The following is a 16,220-nucleotide window of genomic DNA, read 5'->3' as shown; positions in this document are numbered from 1 at the left end:
GGCAGATGTCAACTAAGCGTGTCAGTTTGAGCACTCTCCGCGCAACCCCATCCGTTGGTCGGATGGTTGCCGGGTTGTGATCGTTGACGTGGCACCCTTAGTACAGGGACGCTGTCGGAGTCAGGTGTGACCTCGGTCCCCCGCGGGCACACAGGGAACGCGCGCCCTGATCAGGGTGTTGCACGATAGGTGAGCAACGACCGAAGAGAGTGTTCATCGGTGACGACCAGAGGAGGAAGGCGATGACCCCGACCCTCACGCCGCCGCCCGAGACGGTGAGCCCCCCGGCCGCCGATGAACGGTGCGACCGCTGCAATGCTGCCGGCAAGCTCCGCATTACCCTTGCTGGCGGCGGGGAACTGGTATTTTGCGGACATCACGCGAACAAGTACGCGGAGGATCTCGTCAAGATCACTGTGCGGTACGCGGCGGACCCGGAGTTCAGCTGGCGTGGCGCCGATCTGATGACCAACTGAGGATCCGCAACTGAACATGAAAGCCGGCCGGGCCCCGTGGGCCCGGCCGGCTTTGTGGTCTCCGGCGGCCTACCGTCCTCGTGTCCGCGCCTACCGTCTTCGTGCCCGGTAGCTGCCCTCCTGTTCCGGGGGACCGATCGGCGGCGGGTCGGGTCAGAGGGTCTGGACGGTGGCGATCCGCTCCTCCAGCTGCTCAATCGTCGCCTGGGCGCTGGGCGGACCACCGCAGCGACGGCGAAGCTCCGCATGGATCTTGCCGTGCGGCTGGCCGGTGTGGTGATGCCGGGTAGCCACCAGGGCGTTCAACTGTCGGCGCAGCGCCACCCGGCGCTGGGCCGCGCTCATCGGCGCCGGCGGGGCGGCAGCGGTCGCCGCGGCCGGCTCAGCCGGCCGCGCGGTGCCCCGGCGTCGCGACGCGGCGAGCTGCTCTGCCTGCCGCTTGGACAGCAGCATGGCCACCTGATCAGCGGTGAGCAGCCCGGGCAGCCCGAGGTACTCCTCCTCCTCCGGCGTACCGGCCTGAGCGGCGGTGCCAAAGGACGCGCCGTCGAAGATCACCTGATCCAGCTCGGCGGTCGCCGAGAGCGCGGCGAACCGCTTCTCCAGTTCACCGCTGGCCTGGTCGTCCCGCTGGGCGCGCTCCAGCAGGTCGTCGTCGAAGCCCTCCTGCTCCTTCGGCTTGCCCAGCACATGATCCCGCTCGGCTTCCATCTCGCTGGCGAGGCCGAGCAGGTGCGGGACGCTGGGCAGGAAGACCGACGCCGTCTCCCCCGGCCGGCGGGCCCGGACGAACCGCCCGATAGCCTGGGCGAAGTAGAGCGGGGTGCTGGCGCTGGTGGCGTAGACGCCGACGGCGAGCCGCGGGATGTCCACCCCTTCGGAGACCATCCGGACCGCCACCAGCCAACGCTGCTCACCCGCCGCGAACGTCGCGATCCGGTCCGAGGCACCCGCGTCGTCGGAGAGCACCACGGCGGCCTTCTCCCCGGTCACCTGCTCGATGAGCTTCGCGTACGACCGGGCGGTCTGCTGGTCACTGGCGATCACCAGCCCAGCGGCGTCGGGCATCCCCGCGTTACGCAGCACGGTCAGCCGGGCATCCGCCGCCCGCAGCACCTGCGGCATCCAGTCGCCGGCCGGGTCGAGCGCGGTCCGCCACGCCTGCGCGATCAGATCCTGGGTCATCGGCTCCCCGAGCCGGGCGGCCAGCTCCTCACCGGCGTTCGTCCGCCACCGGGTCTCCCCCGAGTAGGCCAGGAAGAGCACCGGGCGTACCACGCCGTCGTGCAGCGCGTCGGCGTAGCCGTAGACGGAGTCGGCGCGGGATCGCAGGAGGCCGTCCCCGCCCCGCTCGTAGCTGACGAACGGGATCGGGTTGTCGTCGGAGCGAAACGGGGTACCGGTGAGCATGAGCCGGCGCTCCGCGCCCTCGAAGGCCGCCTGCACCCCGTCCCCCCAGGTCCGGGAGTCGCCAGCGTGGTGGATCTCGTCGAGGATGACCAGGGTGCGCCGGGTCAGGGTGCGCCGCCGGTGCACCTGCGGCGCCATCCCCACCTGGGCGTAGGTGACCACCGCCCCGTGGAAGTCCGCCGACGAGTGCAGATCCGCGTTCCGGAAGGCCGCGTCGAGCTGGATGCCGACCCGGGCCGCAGCCTGCGCCCACTGGGTCTTGAGGTGCTCGGTCGGGGCGACCACGGTGATCGCCTCGATGCTGCCATCGGCGAGCAGCTCGGCGGCGACCCGAAGGGCGAACGTGGTTTTACCGGCCCCCGGGGTGGCCACCGCCGTGAAATCCGGCTCCCGCCGACGTAGGTACTCCACCAGCGCCCGGCGCTGCCAGGCGCGCAGGGCTGGGAACGTCTCGAGCGTTGGCGTCCGGGCTGCCACGCGAAGCTCCTCTCACCGCCGGCGGGACGGCCCCGACCGAGGATCGCGGGTTACGAACGCACGCCTCTGAGCCGTACCGGCATCGGCGCCGCCGCCGCCCATGAAAACACCCCCGCGCGCAGTGCCGCGAGGGCCGGCCCAGCATAACCAGCGAGCGCCGTACGCCCCACTCGACGCCACGGTTGACGGAAGGGGGACGGAGCGGTGAGCACCGCCACAGCTCGCGCGGGCGGCGGACCAGCCTGCGGTCGACTCACTCGCGCATTGACTCGTAGATCTCCTTGCACTTGGGGCAGACCGGTGAGCCCGGCTTGGCCGACTTGGTGACCGGGAAGGTCTCGCCGCAGAGCGCCACGACGTAGGTGCCCATCACGGCACTCTCGGCGATCTTCTCTTTGCGCACGTAATGGAACATCTCGGGGCCGGTGTCGGCGTCCTTCACCTCGGGACGCTCGAGAACCTGTGTGCTCACTTCCATACCTCCACCCGCCAAGTCTGGCAGGTCACCCTTTGCCCGGTCTACTTCGAGCCCGACTGACCGACGCCGTACGGTTGGGCACTGTGACCACCTTTCACCTCCGACACGGCGCCGAGGTCGCCGACGCGCTCCGCGTCGGCCGTCCCGTGGTAGCGCTCGAGAGCACAATCGTCTCGCACGGCCTGCCCCAGCCGGACAACCTCCGGGTGGCCCGCGAGATCGAGCAAACCGTCCGCGACGCCGGCGCGGTACCGGCCACCATCGGTATGGTCGCCGGCCAGCTCGTGGTCGGCCTCGACGACGCGGAGCTGACCCGCCTCGCCACCGTTGACGACGTGGCCAAGCTCTCCGTACGCGATCTCGCCGTGGCCGCCGCGACCGGCGCGGACGGCGCCACGACCGTGGCTGCTACCAGCGCGGTGGCCGCGGCGGCGGGGATCCGGGTGTTCGCCACCGGCGGTCTCGGCGGCGTGCACCGCGAGGCGGCCCAGAGCTTCGACGAGTCCGCCGACCTGACGACCCTGGCCCGTACGCCGATCGCCGTGGTCTGCGCCGGGGTGAAGTCGATTCTCGACTCGGGCGCCACGTTGGAACGCCTGGAGACACTCGGGGTCGGGGTGGTCGGCTACCGCACCCGCCGCTTCCCCGGCTTCTACCTCACCGACGGCGGCTTCGACCTGGACTGGTCGGTCGACTCGCCGGAGCAGGTGGCGGGGGCGCTCGCCGCCCAGGAGCAGCACGGGTTGCACTCCGGGGGCCTGGTCGTGGCCAACCCGCTGCCCACTGACGAGCAGCTCGACCCGGCGCTACACGATCGCACCCTGGCCGAGGGGCTGGCACTGTTGCGGCGGGAGGGGATCACCGGCAAGGCGGTGACCCCGTTCCTGCTGGCGCACTTCCACTCCGCGACCGAGGGGGCCAGCCTCGCGGTAAACATCCGGATCATCCTGCGCAACGCCGACCTCGCCGCCCGGATCGCAGTCGCGTCGGCTGCCCGGCAGGCATGACGCCACCCCGGGTGGTCGTCGTCGGCGACCTGATCACCGACGTGGTGGCGGTGCTGGCCGGACCGCTCACGACCGGTTCGGACACACCGGCCGAGATCCGGTTCACCGGGGGTGGCCAGGCGGCGAACACCGCGGCCTGGCTGGGCGCGCTGGGCATGCCCGTGACGTTGGTCGGGGCGGTGGGCGACGACGGTCCCGGCCGGGACCGGGTCGCCGAGTTGGAGCGCGGCGGGGTCGACTGCGCGGTCACCCAGGTACCCGAGGTCCCCACCGGAACGGTCCTGGTGCTGGCCACCAGCGACGAACGCACGATGGTCACCGAGCGGGGGGCGAACCTGTGGCTTTCGCCGGCGGCGGTGGACGCCGCTCTGGACGCCGCGCCGGACGCCGGCCATCTACACCTGTCCGGTTACACCCTGCTGGATGCCGAGTCCCGACCGGCCGGACTCCACGCACTGGCCGCGGCCCGCGAACGGGGGCTCTCGATCAGCGTGGACGCGGCCAGCGCGGCACCGCTGCGGCGGGTCGGCGCGGCGGCCTTCCTGACCTGGGTACGCGGCATCGACCTGCTCCTGGTCAACGCCGCGGAGGCCCGAGTGCTGGCGGGCGGGCTCGACCCGGCGGCGCAGGGGCGGGTGCTCTCCGCCTCGGCCCGGCGGGTGGTGGTCAAACGGGGAGCGGCCGGCGCGGTCTGGGTGGACCGGGACGCCATGATCGCGGTAACCCCGACCCGACGGATGACGGTGGTCGATCCCACCGGGGCCGGCGACGCCTTCGCCGCCGGCCTGCTCTCCACCTGGCTGACCGGGACGACCCCGGAGGCGGTGCTGCAGCGGGCCGGTGACCTGGGCGCGTCGGCGGTCGGCCAGGTGGGGGCCCGACCACCGACCTGACGCCGGTCACTGCTCGGCGTCAACGACCTTGTGCGGCTGTTCCTCGGCCGTGAGACTCATCGGCGCCGGGTCCGCCAAGGAGCGGGACCGGGGCCGGAACCGGCCACCGAGGCGGTGCTTCTCCTTCGGCGGCCGGTCGTTGGCCAGCAGCACGGCCAGCCACGGGATCAGGATCATGCCCAGGCCGGCCAGGGGCAGCCAGAGCCAGAGCATGGGGGCCTCCACGCCGACCAGGATCGCGCCGACGATCAGACACGCCACCCGGACGCCCATCATCAGCACGTACCGCTTCTGGCGGCTGGTGAGCTGATCGTCCTGGCTGCGCGGGGCGTCGGTGATCAGGATCGGCTGGTACGCCGGACGCTTCACCACGGACCTCCTCGGGGATCCCCCTCATCCTGTCACCTCGCCCTTCGGCCGCGGGAGGTCGCCGTCAACCTCGCTTTCCGGCTCGCTTTCCGGCTCGCTTCCCGGCCCGGCGAGGATCGGTGGGTCCGGCGCCCGGGGTATCACTCCCCGGGCTGCCCGGCCGGTCGGCGGTAGGGGCCCCAGGCCACGAACCGGTCGAAGAGCTCACGCGGACCCGGCCCGTCGTGCGGGTTCAGGTGATACAGGTCGTGCATCGCCTCGTACAACAGCCCGGCGAGGTAGATCGACAAACTGGGTGGGCGCGTCGCAAACTCGGCTTTCAACAGCAGCCGGGCCTCCGCGCAGGGCCACGGCTGGCCACACGCCCGGCATGCCCACATCGGCCGCAGCGGCGTGTGCGGCGGCCGGTTCCCGGCGCGGTGGCGGGGGTGCTCGGGGTGGGGGCCGAGTCTCGGCTGCGGCAACGAGTGCGGCCTCACCGCCGCCCCCCGTTCGCCCGCCAGGACTGGGCGGGGGTCAGCCAACCGACCCGACCGGGCCGGGGAAACGCCTCGGTCGGTGCCGTCATCCAGGCCGGCTGGGGTGCGGCCGGAACCCGCCGCGGTAGCTGCGTCGGGGTGTCTTCCCGACGACGCCGACAACGGAACCAACGTACTCGCATGACTGCCTCCTCAGTGCGTGGAAGGGCCGCCCCACCACCCCCGGCGGGGCGGCCCGACAGTGCCTCCGGTGGGCTCGGGTCCGCACCGGCCGCACCGTCCTGCCATCACCCTCCAATCCGAAGCTGGACAATCACACAGCGTTGCCTTTAGTTTTTTGGACAGTCCCTTCGTTCCAGGTAGGAGCAGGCATGAACCATGCATTTGTCGCAGCGCTCACCGAGGCGGGGCACACCGCCGAAAGTCTCGCGGGTCAGGTCGGCGTCCATCCGAAGACCGCCGCGAGGTGGGCCAACCCCGGCCACATCCCGCAGGCCCGACACCGGGCCACCGTCGCGGAGCTGCTGGGCCGAGACATCGACACCCTTTGGCCGGACGTGAGCCGCCGCCGGGAGCCGGTCTGGTTCCGCCCCTGGGTCAACGTCGAACGCGAGGCGATCGCGTTACGGGCCTTCCAGCTCGCCTGGGTGCCGGGGCTGCTCCAGACCGAGGCGTACGCGGAGGCGACGCTCGCCGGCGGCATCCTCACCACCGACACCGACGATCTGGTCGAGGAGCGGCTCAACCGCCAGGCGATCCTCCAGCGCGAGCAGGGGCCGCTGCTGATCGCCGTGCTGGACGCCGGGGTCCTGCGGCGGCGGGTCGGCGACAGCCGGGCCCTCATGGCCGAGCAGCTCGCCCACCTGCTGGCCTGCGCCGAGTCGCCGAAGGTGCAGCTGCACGTCGTCCCGCTCGACGCCCCCAGCTACCCGGGGCTGGACGGGCCATTCACCATCGCCGACATGCCGGACGGGTCGCGGGTGGCCCACGTGGACAGCCCCGCGCGGGCGCAGCTGCTGGAGAAGACATCGGACATTGTTACGCTGGAGCGACGGTGGGAACTCATCCGTGGGGAGGCCCTCCCCCGTGGGCGTTCCCTGGATCTCCTGAGAGAAGCGGCAGCAGCATGGACCTGACCGGTGCCCGGTGGCGCAAGAGCACGAAGAGCGGCGGTAACGGCGGCGACTGTGTAGAGGTGGCCGACAATCTCCCCGGTGTCGTCGGCGTCCGCGACAGCAAGGACCCGCTCGGGCCGACGCTGGCCTTCGGGCCGGCGGCGTGGCGGGCCTTCATCGGCTCCACCCGGCGGCGCTGACCCACCGCTTGTCGACCGCCGCCGGGCACTGACCTGCCCTCTGCCGGCACTGACCTGCCTCGCCGATCACCCCCGCCGCCGGCCCGGTCGACCCGCGGTCGGTCCACCGCCGTGATTCATCCCGCACACCTCATCACGGTGAGGTTAGCCTGTGCTAACTTCACCGGGTTGGTCTCCGCCGACCTGTTGTGTGAATGGGGTTCGTCGTGTCTGTACTCTTCCGCCGGTCCGCCGCGACGTTCGTCGCGACCGGGCTTCTCGTCGTTGGCCTGGCCGCCTGCGGGTCCGGTGCGGATGACACCGACCCTGGCGAGCCCAACGACAAGATCATCACCGTCTACAGCGGGCGGAACGAGACGCTCGTCAAGCCGCTGCTGGAGAAGTTCACCGAGCAGACCGGCATCGAGGTCCGGCCCCGATACGCCACCACCGCCCAGTTGGCGGCGCAGCTCGTTGAGGAGGGCGACCGGTCCCCGGCCGACGTCTTCTTCGCCCAGGACGCCGGCGCCCTCGGCACCGTGGCCAAACAGGACATGTTCGCCACGCTGCCGGAGACCAGCACCGACCAGGTCACCGAGACCTACCGGGCGCGCAGCGGCCAGTGGGTCGGAGTCAGCGCCCGTTCCCGGGTGCTGGTCTACAACGCCGACCAGGTCCCCGCCGACCAGCTCCCGACATCCGTCTTCGACCTGACCGGCCCGGCGTGGAAGGGCAAGGTCGCGCTCGCTCCGACCAACGCCTCCTTCCAGGCCTTCGTCACCGCGATCCGGGTGCAGCACGGCGACCAGCGGGCGCAGGAATTCCTCTCCGGCCTCAAGGCCAACGAGGCGCAGATCCTCGACAACAACATCCGGATCGTTGAGGCCGTTGACGCCGGCGATGTCCCTATGGGACTGGTCAATCACTACTACCTCGGCGCGATCGCCGAGGAGCAGGGCAGCACGCCGGAGGCGTTGAAGGCCAAGCTGCACTTCTTCCCCGACGGTGACACCGGCGCCCTGGTGAACATCGCCGGTGTCGGGGTGCTCAACCGGGCCGCCGAGGACGCCGACGCCCAGGCGTTCGTCGACTTCCTGCTCGGCGCGGAGGCCCAGCGGTACTTCGCCGAGGAGACCTTCGAGTACCCGGTGGTGACTGGCGTGCCCGGTCCGACGTACGTGCCGCCACTGGCCGACCTGAAGGTGCCCGCCATCGACCTCAACGACCTGGACACCCTTGAGGCCACCGTCGCCATGATCACTGACTCGGGGCTGGTGCCCTGAGCACTCCGACGACCACGGCGGGGTCGGCCACCAGCAGGCCGACCCGCTTCGCCGTACCCAATCGGATACGACGGCTGACGCCCCGACCGGTGCTGCTGGCGGCGTCGACCGCGGCGGTGGTCGTAGCCCTGCTGCCCCTGACCTACCTCGCGCTCCGCACCGCGGAGGCCGGCTGGGACCGAGTCGTTGACGAGCTGTGGACCGAGCGGGTCGCGCTGCTCGCCCTCCGCAGCCTCGCCCTCGCCGCGGTGGTCACCGCCGCCTGCGTCCTACTCGGTGTCGGCACCGCCTTCCTGGTCACCCGCACTGAGCTGCCCGGCCGGCGGTTCTTCGCAGTGCTGGCGGCGCTGCCGCTGGCCGTCCCCACGTACATCGCGGCCTTCGCCTGGCTCTCCGAGATACGCGGGCTGGAGGGCTTCTGGCCGGCGGCGCTGGTGCTGACGCTCTGCTCCTACCCGTACGTCTTCCTGCCGGTCGCGGCGGCACTGCGCGGCGCGGACCCGGCCCAGGAGGAGGTGTCCCGGTCACTGGGGCGCAGCGGATGGCAGACGTTCACCGCGGTGACCCTACGCCAGATCCGTCCCGCTACGGCGGCGGGCGGGCTGCTGGTCGCCCTCTACGTGCTCTCCGATTTCGGGGCCGTCTCGATCCTGCGCACCGACACCTTCACCCGAGCCATCTTCGTCGCGTTCGACCTGGGGTTCGACCGCACCGGTGCGTTGGTACTCGCCAGCGTGCTGGTGGTGCTGACCATGCTGCTGCTCACCGCAGAGACCACCACCCGCCGGCGGGGCGCCCGCTACGCACGGCTCGGCGGCATCCGCCGCCCGCCGGCCCGGCTGCAGCTCGGCGCCGCCCGCTGGCCGGCGATCGCCGCGCTGCTCGGCGTGGCGGCACTCGCCCTCGGGGTACCCGCGCTGAGCCTGGCCCGACGGCTCGCCGACGGTGTGTCCCGCCCAGGTGCCCTGGCCGAGGTGGCCGTCGCCGCCGGCAACTCGTTGACCGTCTCGTTGAGTGGCGCGGCGCTGACCATGCTGCTGGCGCTGCCGTTGGGGCTGCTCGTCGCCCGCGCGCCCAACGCGCTGACCACGGTGCTGGACCGGCTCGTGTACCTCGCCCACGCGCTGCCCGGGGTCGTGATCGGGCTGTCGCTGATCTTCTTCGGTATCACCGTGGCGTACCCGCTTTACCAGACCCGCTGGCTGCTGGCGCTGGCGTACGCGACCCTCTTCCTCCCCCTCGCGGTCGGCGCGGTTGCCGGCGCCGCCACCCAGTCCCCACCGGGGCTGGAGGAGGTGGCCCGCTCCCTGGGCCGGGGCCCACTCACCGTGCTGCGTACGGTGACCCTGCCGCTGGTCCTGCCCGGCATCGGTGCGGGCGCGGCGCTGGTCTTCCTGACCGGCATGAAGGAGCTTCCCGCCACCCTGCTGCTGCGGCCGACGGGGACAGACACCCTCGCCACCGAGCTGTGGACCGCCACGTCGGTCGGCGCGTACGCTGCCGCCGCCCCGTACGCGGCGCTACTGGTGGCGATCTCGGCGCTGCCCACCTGGCTGCTGGTCTCCCGCAGCGGCCTGCTCGACAAGGAGGACCGGGGATGAGTGAGGTAGCGCTGACCGGGGTGGTCCGGCGGTACGGCGCGGTGACCGCGCTCGCCGGTGTCGACCTCACGGTGCCGTCCGGGCTACTCACCGCCGTGCTGGGGCCCTCCGGCTGCGGCAAGACGACACTGCTGCGCTGCCTCGCCGGGTTCGAACGCCTCGACGACGGCGAGATCCACATCGATGGTGTCCCGATCGCCGGGCCCGGCCGGCACCTGCCCGCCCACCGCCGCCGCATTGCCGTGGTGCCCCAGGAGGGCGCGCTCTTTCCGCACCTCAGCGTCGCCGATAACGTCGGGTACGGCTTGGGTCGCGCCGCCCGCCGCGGCGACCGGATCGAGGAGGTGCTGACCCTAGTGGGCCTTGCCGGGCTCGGCCACCGGATGCCACACCAGCTCTCCGGCGGCCAGCAGCAGCGGGTCGCGGTGGCCCGGGCGCTCGCGCCCCGCCCATCGGTGGTGCTGTTGGATGAACCCTTCAGCGCCCTCGACGCCGGGCTCCGGGCCGGGCTGCGTCACGATGTCCGGGAGGCCCTACGCGCCGACGGAGCGACCGGCGTGTTGGTCACCCACGACCAGGGCGAGGCGCTGTCCGTGGCCGACCGGGTGGTGGTGCTACGCGCCGGCCGGGTGGTACAGGCCGGGACGCCGACCGCCGTCTACCGGGAGCCAGCCGACGAGTGGGTGGCCGGTTTCGTCGGCGACGCGGTGTTGCTGCCGGCGGTCGTCCTGGACGGCGGCACCGCACGCACCTGTCTGGGGGACGTGCCGGTCGCCGACGGCGCCCCGGCCGGCCCGGTGACCATCCTGGTCCGACCGGAGCAGGTCCGCCTGGGCACCGGCCCGGGGACGGTCACCGCCACCGTGCTGCGGCACGATTTCCACGGGCACGACGCGCTGGTCGGCCTCCGGCTGGCCGATGGCACCCGGGTCACCGCCCGGATCCTCGACGGCAGTCCGACGGTGCCGGTAGGTGCCGAGGTCGGAGTCACCGTCGAGGGCACCGCCCGCGTCTTCCCCACCACCGTCACCTCCACTCTGATCAGCGTGTAGGCGCGGCAGCCCCGGCGACGCCGTGGCGACGCAGGCCCCGCTTGGCTGACACCTGCGGCCGAAGTCCGGCGGGTGCCGCCCACGACGATGTCGATGGCGGGCAGGATAGCGACGTGGACCCAGATGACATGCTCTTCTCCCCCGCCGGCGTGGCGGCGCTGCGCAACGCGCTGACCCGGGCGAACTTCACCTCGAACGGGATCGCCGGCCGGCTGGGGTCGCAGGCGACCGGCGGCATGGCCCGCAACGACTTCCGAGCCGCGCTGCGCGCCACCGAGGACCGCGATCCCCTCGCCACCCTGATCCGGCTCTTCGTCTGCGAACAGACCGAGCCGTACGAGGCGGTCGCCACCGCGCTCGCGCCGCTACCGATCAAGGAAGCGCTCGCCGGTGGCCTGGTCGAGCGGCACGGCGACGGCCTGCGGATGGGCCTCGACCTGGAGCCGTACGGGGATGACTGGTGGGTACTCGCCGACGCGCCCGCCAGCACCCACCCCGGCCGGGCGTTGCAGGCCGAGCATGTACTGGGCATCGGCGGCGCCACCCAGACCCTGATCGGGGCGACGGTCCGGCAGCCGGTCGAGACCGCACTCGACCTGGGGACCGGCTCCGGCGTCCAGGCCCTGCACCTCTCCACCCATGCCCGGCGGGTCACGGCCACCGACCTCTCCGAGCGGGCGCTGCGCTTCGCCGCGACCACCGCCGCCCTCAACGGGCAGGACTGGGAGCTGCTTCGCGGCGACCTGACCGCCCCGGTCGCCGGGCGCCGCTTCGATCTGGTGGTCAGCAACCCACCGTTCGTTGTCGGGCCGGGCACCACCACGCACGTCTATCGCGACTCCGGGCGGGTGGGCGACGCGATCGGCGCCGAGTTGGCCGCCGCCGCCCCGAGCCTGCTCACCGAGGGCGGCACCATGCAGTACCTCGCGAACTGGGTGCACGTCGCCGGTGAGGACTGGGCCGAGCGGGTCGCCGGCTGGTTCGCCGGCAGTGGGCTGGACGCCTGGGTGATCCAGCGCGAGGTCGCCGACCCGATGGCGTACGTCAACCTGTGGCTCTCCGATGTCGGCGAAACGGCCAGCCCGGAACGGATGGCCGAGTGGTTGGACTGGTTCGACGCGCACAAGGTCGAGGCGATCGGCTTCGGCATCGTCTCGCTGCGCCGCTCCGGCCACGACGACCCGGTCGTCCGGGTGGAGGAGCTGCGTCAACTGGTCGAGACGCCGCTCGGCGACCGCGTCACCGAATGGTTCGACCGCCAGGAGTGGCTCCGGGTCCGCGACACCGACGGCCTACTCGCGGCGCGTTACCGGGCCGCCGACGACCTCCAACTGCGGCAGGAGGCCACCATGAGCGACGAGGGGTGGTCGGTAAACCGACAGATCCTCGCCATGCCGCACGGCCTACGCTGGACCGAGGAGATCGATCCAATCGTCCTGGCCCTGGTCGGCGGGGCGGATGGGCGGTTGCCGCTGCGCGATCAGCTCGCCCTGCTCGCCTCCGCGCACGACGTGGCCCCGGGCGAGCTGGCGGAGGCGGCCGGCCCGATCGTGGCCCACCTGGTCGAGCGCGGTTTCGTCGAGCCGGTGGTGAAGTGATGCGGGCGGTGGTGCAGACGGTCGGCCGGGCCCAGGTCACGGTTGACGATGTGGTGGTGGGGGCGATCGACGACGGCCTGCTGGTGCTGCTCGGGGTGACCCACTCCGACACGACGCAGACCGCCCAAACCCTCGCCCGCAAGGTGCACGAGCTGCGGATCCTCGACGGGGAACGGTCGGCCGCCGACCTCGGTGCCCCGATCCTGGTGGTCAGCCAGTTCACCCTCTACGGGGACGCCCGCAAGGGCCGCCGCCCGAGTTGGACCGCCGCCGCCCCGGCGGAGGTGGCCGAGCCCCTGGTCACTGCGGTCGTTGAGGAGCTGCGCGCCCGTGGGGCCAAGGTGGAGACTGGGCGCTTCCGGGCCCAGATGCTGGTGGAGAGCGTGAACGTCGGCCCGCGCACCATCCTGCTCGACCTCTGATCGCGGCGCCGACCGCTCGGCACGGGCTCGTCCACTCTGACAAACCCGCCGCTAGGTAGTCAAGAACTCACGGAGTGTTTACCTTTCCGGGCGCGGTGGGTAGAACCATGTCTATGTCTTCCCATTCAAGCCCGTTCGCTGCTGGCGGCTCACGGCGGCGGCTGATCGCCGCCGTTGTGGCCGCCGGGATGATCGCGGCTTCCGTCGCCGCGATCGATCCGGCCGCCGCGAACGCCGGCCTGTCCCCGACAACCGCCCCCCTCGCCACTGCCGGCACCGCGCCGGAGGCGCACACCGTCACCCTGGTCACCGGCGACATCGTCACCGTCCGCACCCTCGCCGACGGCAAACCCCTCACCGAGGTCGACCAGCCCGACGACGCCACCGGCGGCTTCAGCGTCCAACAACACGGCGACGACCTCTACGTCATCCCCGATGAAGCCATCCCCCTGCTCGCCGACGACCGACTCGACCAGCGACTGTTCAACGTCACCGACCTCATCGACATGGGCTACGACGACGCCCACACCACCGACATACCGCTAATCGCCACCTACCCGGAAGCAGCAGCCCGCACCACCACCAGCACCGCCCCCGAGGGTGCAACGCTGACCCACGACCTACCGGCCATCAACGGCCACGCCCTCACCACCGACAAGCAAGACACCCGCACCCTCTGGACCACCATCACCGAGGGCTCCAGTCAGACCCGGGCCAGCGGTGTAACCAAGCTTTGGCTCGACGGCCAGGTGCACGCCACCCTCGCTGACAGCGTCCCCCAGGTCGGCGCCCCCGAGGCGTGGGAGGCCGGCTACGACGGCGACGGCGTCACCGTCGCCGTCCTCGACACCGGCATCGACCCCACCCACCCCGACCTCACCGACCAAATCAAGGACAGCGTCAGCTTCGTCCCCGACCAGGACACCACCGACCCACAGGGACACGGCACCCACGTCGCCTCGATCATCGCCGGCACCGGCGCCGCCTCCGACAGCGACAACACCGGCGTCGCACCCGCAGCCGACCTACTCAACGGAAAAGTCCTCAACAACGGAGGCGTCGGCCAGGACTCCTGGATCATCGCCGGCATGCAGTGGGCCGCCGAATCCGGCGCCGACGTGGTCAACATGAGCCTCGGCAACGCGGCCCGCACCGATGTCCTCGACCCGATGACCCTGGCGGTGGAGAACCTCTCCGCACGACACGACACCCTCTTCGTCATCGCCGCCGGCAACAACGGAACGACCATCGGCACCCCCGGCAACGCCGAAAGCGCACTCACTGTCGGCGCCGTGGACAAACAGGACCAACTCGCCGGTTTCTCCAGCGTCGGACCACTGGCCGGGAGCGGAGGGCTCAAGCCCGACCTGACCGCCCCCGGCGTCGCCATCAACGCCGCCCGCTCCCAACACAGCACCGGCGACGGCATGTACACAATCAAGACCGGTACCTCAATGGCGGCCCCACACGTGGCCGGAGCAGCAGCCATCCTCGCCCAGCAACACCCCGACTGGACCGGCCAGCAGCTCAAAGACGCCCTAATGAGCAGCGCCGAGACGCTGAGCGACAGCTACACCGCGTTCCAGGTCGGCACCGGCCGACTCGACGTGGCAGCAGCCGTGGACAGCACCGTACAAGCCGCCGGCACGGCATTCATCGGCTACTTCGAATGGCCGCACCAGCCCACCGACACCCCCGCCACCGAACCGGTCACCTTCACCAACACCGGCACCACCCCAGTCACCCTCGACCTGGCCACCACCGGCAGCGACGCGTTCACCCTCAACGACTCCACGGTGACCGTGCCCGCGGGCGGCCAGGTGGACGTCCCGGTAACCGCTGACCCGAGTGGAATCGCCATCGGTTCACACTCCGGCCACCTCGTCGGCACCGACCCCACCACCGGCGACACCATCACCCGCACCGCCCTCGGCCTCCTCAAAGAGGACGAACGCTACGGCCTGACCATCAAACTCCGCGACCGTAGCGGCGACCCCACCCAAGAATTCGTCGTGCTACGGGCAGCAGGCGAATGGTTCCCCCGGTACATCCCGGTCGATGGTGAACGGACGCTGCGCCTGCCACCGGGGACCTACACGCTGGAGACGAAAGCGGAGGTCCCGGGTGAACGAGCTGACTCCCTCGGCCTCGTCCTGCTGGCCGCCCCGGAAGTCGTGCTCGACAAACCAACCGAGGTGATTCTGGACGCCAGCAAGGCACGACTGCTCGACACCACCACCCCGCAACGCAGTGAAGACCGACAGCGGCTGCTCCAGTACACCATCGACTACGGCACCGGTGCCGGGCCGCTCTACTACGTCCACTCCATCTCGCCCGGATACGACGACCTGTATGTCCTGCCGACCGAGAAGAGCACCGAGAACGCTTTCGCGATGGCAGCTAAGTGGCGTAAGGGTGCCCCGGTCCTGAGCCTGCGCGCCCTCGGCCTACTCCCCATCGACGCCGTCGTCCAACCCGGCAGCACCATCACCACCGGCAAACAATGGCTACACCCCGTTTACGCCGGCACCGGCACCCCCGAGGACTACGCCAACCTCGACGCCGACGGCAAAATCGCCGTCGTCACCCGCAGCGACGACATCAGCGCAGCTGGCCGGGCCGCCGCCGCAGCCGCAGCCGGAGCCGCACTCCTACTGGTCGTCAACGACAACCCCGGAATCCTCCACGAAGATGCCGGCGAAGCACCCATCCCCGTCGCCAGCGTCCACCGCGACATCGGAAACATCCTGATCAAGCTCGCCGAACACGGCATACCCCCGCTGAAGGTCAACCAGGAGCAGTACCCCGACACCATCTACGACCTGGTCCAGGTCTGGCACGAACAGGTGCCCGACCAGCCCCTCACCTACCACCCCAGCCACAGCGACCTAGCCCGAATCGACGCCCGCTACCACGCCGTCCAAGACACCGAAGGCGCTGGCTACCGCGCCGACACGGCCATCGGCCTTCCCCTCGGGGCCCTCGAGCCGGAGTGGCATCCCAGCACCCGCACCGAATGGGTCACCCCCGACATCCCCTGGGTTGACGGCCACATCCAGCGTGACTTTTACACCGCGGCGGACGCGCATACCTACGCCGAGGGCACGACCACCGAGGTGGACTGGTTCGCACCCGCCATCCGACCAGCCTTCAACCAGTCGTCCTATCTCCGAAATAGTCGATACCAGGACCAGATGACTCTCAACCCACATTCCTGGAGCCCGTCGGGCGCCGTGCTCGACTACAGCGGAGCGATGAGGTATCCCACGGCACAGGAACACATCAAGCTGTATCAGGGCGACACCCTGCTACACGAGAACCAAAACTTTGCCCATCTGATCAGAGAGGAGGTGCCGGCCGGGACGCTGCCGTACCGGCTGG

General features: G+C 71.1%; 16 protein-coding genes. 11 read left to right on the top strand and 5 right to left on the bottom strand.

The window, feature by feature from the left end; genetic code table 11:
* The first annotated feature begins 242 nt into the window (after nucleotides 1-242).
* Nucleotides 243-476: a DUF7455 domain-containing protein gene (locus SALPAC4_RS0116865; protein ID WP_012181646.1), complete on the top strand. Its 234-nt coding sequence runs from the start codon at nucleotides 243-245 to the stop codon at nucleotides 474-476.
* 153 nt (nucleotides 477-629) lie between these two features.
* Here SALPAC4_RS0116865 and SALPAC4_RS0116860 read toward each other — a convergent pair whose 3' ends face one another.
* Both SALPAC4_RS0116860 and SALPAC4_RS0116855 read right to left on the bottom strand, forming a co-directional pair.
* Nucleotides 630-2,363: a DEAD/DEAH box helicase gene (locus SALPAC4_RS0116860; RefSeq protein ID WP_019871311.1), complete on the bottom strand. Its 1,734-nt coding sequence runs from the start codon at nucleotides 2,361-2,363 to the stop codon at nucleotides 630-632.
* 253 nt (nucleotides 2,364-2,616) lie between these two features.
* The gene (locus tag SALPAC4_RS0116855) at nucleotides 2,617-2,841 is read right to left on the bottom strand and encodes a DUF3039 domain-containing protein (RefSeq protein ID WP_018220546.1); all 225 of its coding nucleotides are present in this window, start codon (nucleotides 2,839-2,841) and stop codon (nucleotides 2,617-2,619) included.
* Nucleotides 2,842-2,873: 32 nt separating this feature from the next.
* Between SALPAC4_RS0116855 and SALPAC4_RS0116850 the strand changes: the two genes are divergently transcribed.
* Nucleotides 2,874-3,848: a pseudouridine-5'-phosphate glycosidase gene (locus SALPAC4_RS0116850; RefSeq protein ID WP_188116852.1), complete on the top strand. Its 975-nt coding sequence runs from the start codon at nucleotides 2,874-2,876 to the stop codon at nucleotides 3,846-3,848.
* Nucleotides 3,845-4,741: a carbohydrate kinase family protein gene (locus SALPAC4_RS0116845; RefSeq protein WP_019871310.1), complete on the top strand. Its 897-nt coding sequence runs from the start codon at nucleotides 3,845-3,847 to the stop codon at nucleotides 4,739-4,741. Before SALPAC4_RS0116850 ends, SALPAC4_RS0116845 begins: the two co-directional genes overlap by 4 nt.
* 6 nt (nucleotides 4,742-4,747) lie before the next feature.
* On the opposite strand, the gene SALPAC4_RS0116840 is transcribed toward SALPAC4_RS0116845, so the two are convergent.
* From SALPAC4_RS0116840 to SALPAC4_RS26695, 3 genes are all read right to left on the bottom strand, one after another.
* On the bottom strand, nucleotides 4,748-5,110 hold the full coding sequence (locus tag SALPAC4_RS0116840; protein ID WP_019848922.1) for a DUF3099 domain-containing protein: 363 nt from the start codon (nucleotides 5,108-5,110) through the stop codon (nucleotides 4,748-4,750).
* A 140-nt stretch (nucleotides 5,111-5,250) separates the two neighbouring features.
* Nucleotides 5,251-5,589 carry a hypothetical protein gene (locus SALPAC4_RS0116835; protein WP_026185306.1) on the bottom strand — a complete coding sequence of 113 codons (339 nt, stop codon included), beginning with the start codon at nucleotides 5,587-5,589 and terminating at the stop codon, nucleotides 5,251-5,253.
* Entirely contained in the window at nucleotides 5,586-5,771 is a 186-nt protein-coding gene (locus SALPAC4_RS26695; protein WP_080640914.1) for a hypothetical protein, read from the bottom strand. The genes SALPAC4_RS0116835 and SALPAC4_RS26695 overlap by 4 nt, the downstream gene beginning before the upstream one ends.
* A gap of 189 nt (nucleotides 5,772-5,960) precedes the next feature.
* Between SALPAC4_RS26695 and SALPAC4_RS0116830 the strand changes: the two genes are divergently transcribed.
* The 8 genes from SALPAC4_RS0116830 to SALPAC4_RS25390 all read left to right on the top strand — a co-directional run.
* Entirely contained in the window at nucleotides 5,961-6,725 is a 765-nt protein-coding gene (locus SALPAC4_RS0116830) for a DUF5753 domain-containing protein (protein WP_020113522.1), read from the top strand.
* Nucleotides 6,716-6,904: a DUF397 domain-containing protein gene (locus SALPAC4_RS0116825; RefSeq protein ID WP_019871309.1), complete on the top strand. Its 189-nt coding sequence runs from the start codon at nucleotides 6,716-6,718 to the stop codon at nucleotides 6,902-6,904. The genes SALPAC4_RS0116830 and SALPAC4_RS0116825 overlap by 10 nt, the downstream gene beginning before the upstream one ends.
* Before the next feature lie 194 nt (nucleotides 6,905-7,098).
* Entirely contained in the window at nucleotides 7,099-8,166 is a 1,068-nt protein-coding gene (locus SALPAC4_RS0116820; RefSeq protein WP_019871308.1) for an iron ABC transporter substrate-binding protein, read from the top strand.
* Nucleotides 8,167-8,231: 65 nt separating this feature from the next.
* Nucleotides 8,232-9,767 (top strand): ABC transporter permease, encoded by a 1,536-nt coding sequence (locus SALPAC4_RS0116815; protein ID WP_027644319.1) that lies wholly within the window; start codon nucleotides 8,232-8,234, stop codon nucleotides 9,765-9,767.
* Nucleotides 9,764-10,819, top strand: a complete 1,056-nt coding sequence (locus SALPAC4_RS0116810) for an ABC transporter ATP-binding protein (protein ID WP_018737496.1) — start codon at nucleotides 9,764-9,766, stop codon at nucleotides 10,817-10,819. The genes SALPAC4_RS0116815 and SALPAC4_RS0116810 overlap by 4 nt, the downstream gene beginning before the upstream one ends.
* 113 nt (nucleotides 10,820-10,932) lie before the next feature.
* Nucleotides 10,933-12,417, top strand: a complete 1,485-nt coding sequence (locus tag SALPAC4_RS0116805; RefSeq protein ID WP_018740888.1) for a DUF7782 domain-containing protein — start codon at nucleotides 10,933-10,935, stop codon at nucleotides 12,415-12,417.
* On the top strand, nucleotides 12,417-12,839 hold the full coding sequence (dtd, locus tag SALPAC4_RS0116800) for a D-aminoacyl-tRNA deacylase (RefSeq protein WP_019871306.1): 423 nt from the start codon (nucleotides 12,417-12,419) through the stop codon (nucleotides 12,837-12,839). The genes SALPAC4_RS0116805 and dtd overlap by 1 nt, the downstream gene beginning before the upstream one ends.
* Before the next feature lie 113 nt (nucleotides 12,840-12,952).
* On the top strand, nucleotides 12,953-16,220 hold a 3,268-nt coding region (locus SALPAC4_RS25390; protein ID WP_033775434.1), incomplete at its 3' end, for a S8 family serine peptidase.

It is taken from the genome of Salinispora oceanensis (assembly GCF_000383575.1).
Classification (GTDB): Bacteria; Actinomycetota; Actinomycetes; order Mycobacteriales; family Micromonosporaceae; genus Micromonospora; species Micromonospora oceanensis.
Note: the sequence above shows the minus strand (reverse complement) of the source record. Positions and strands in the feature narration are given on the sequence as shown.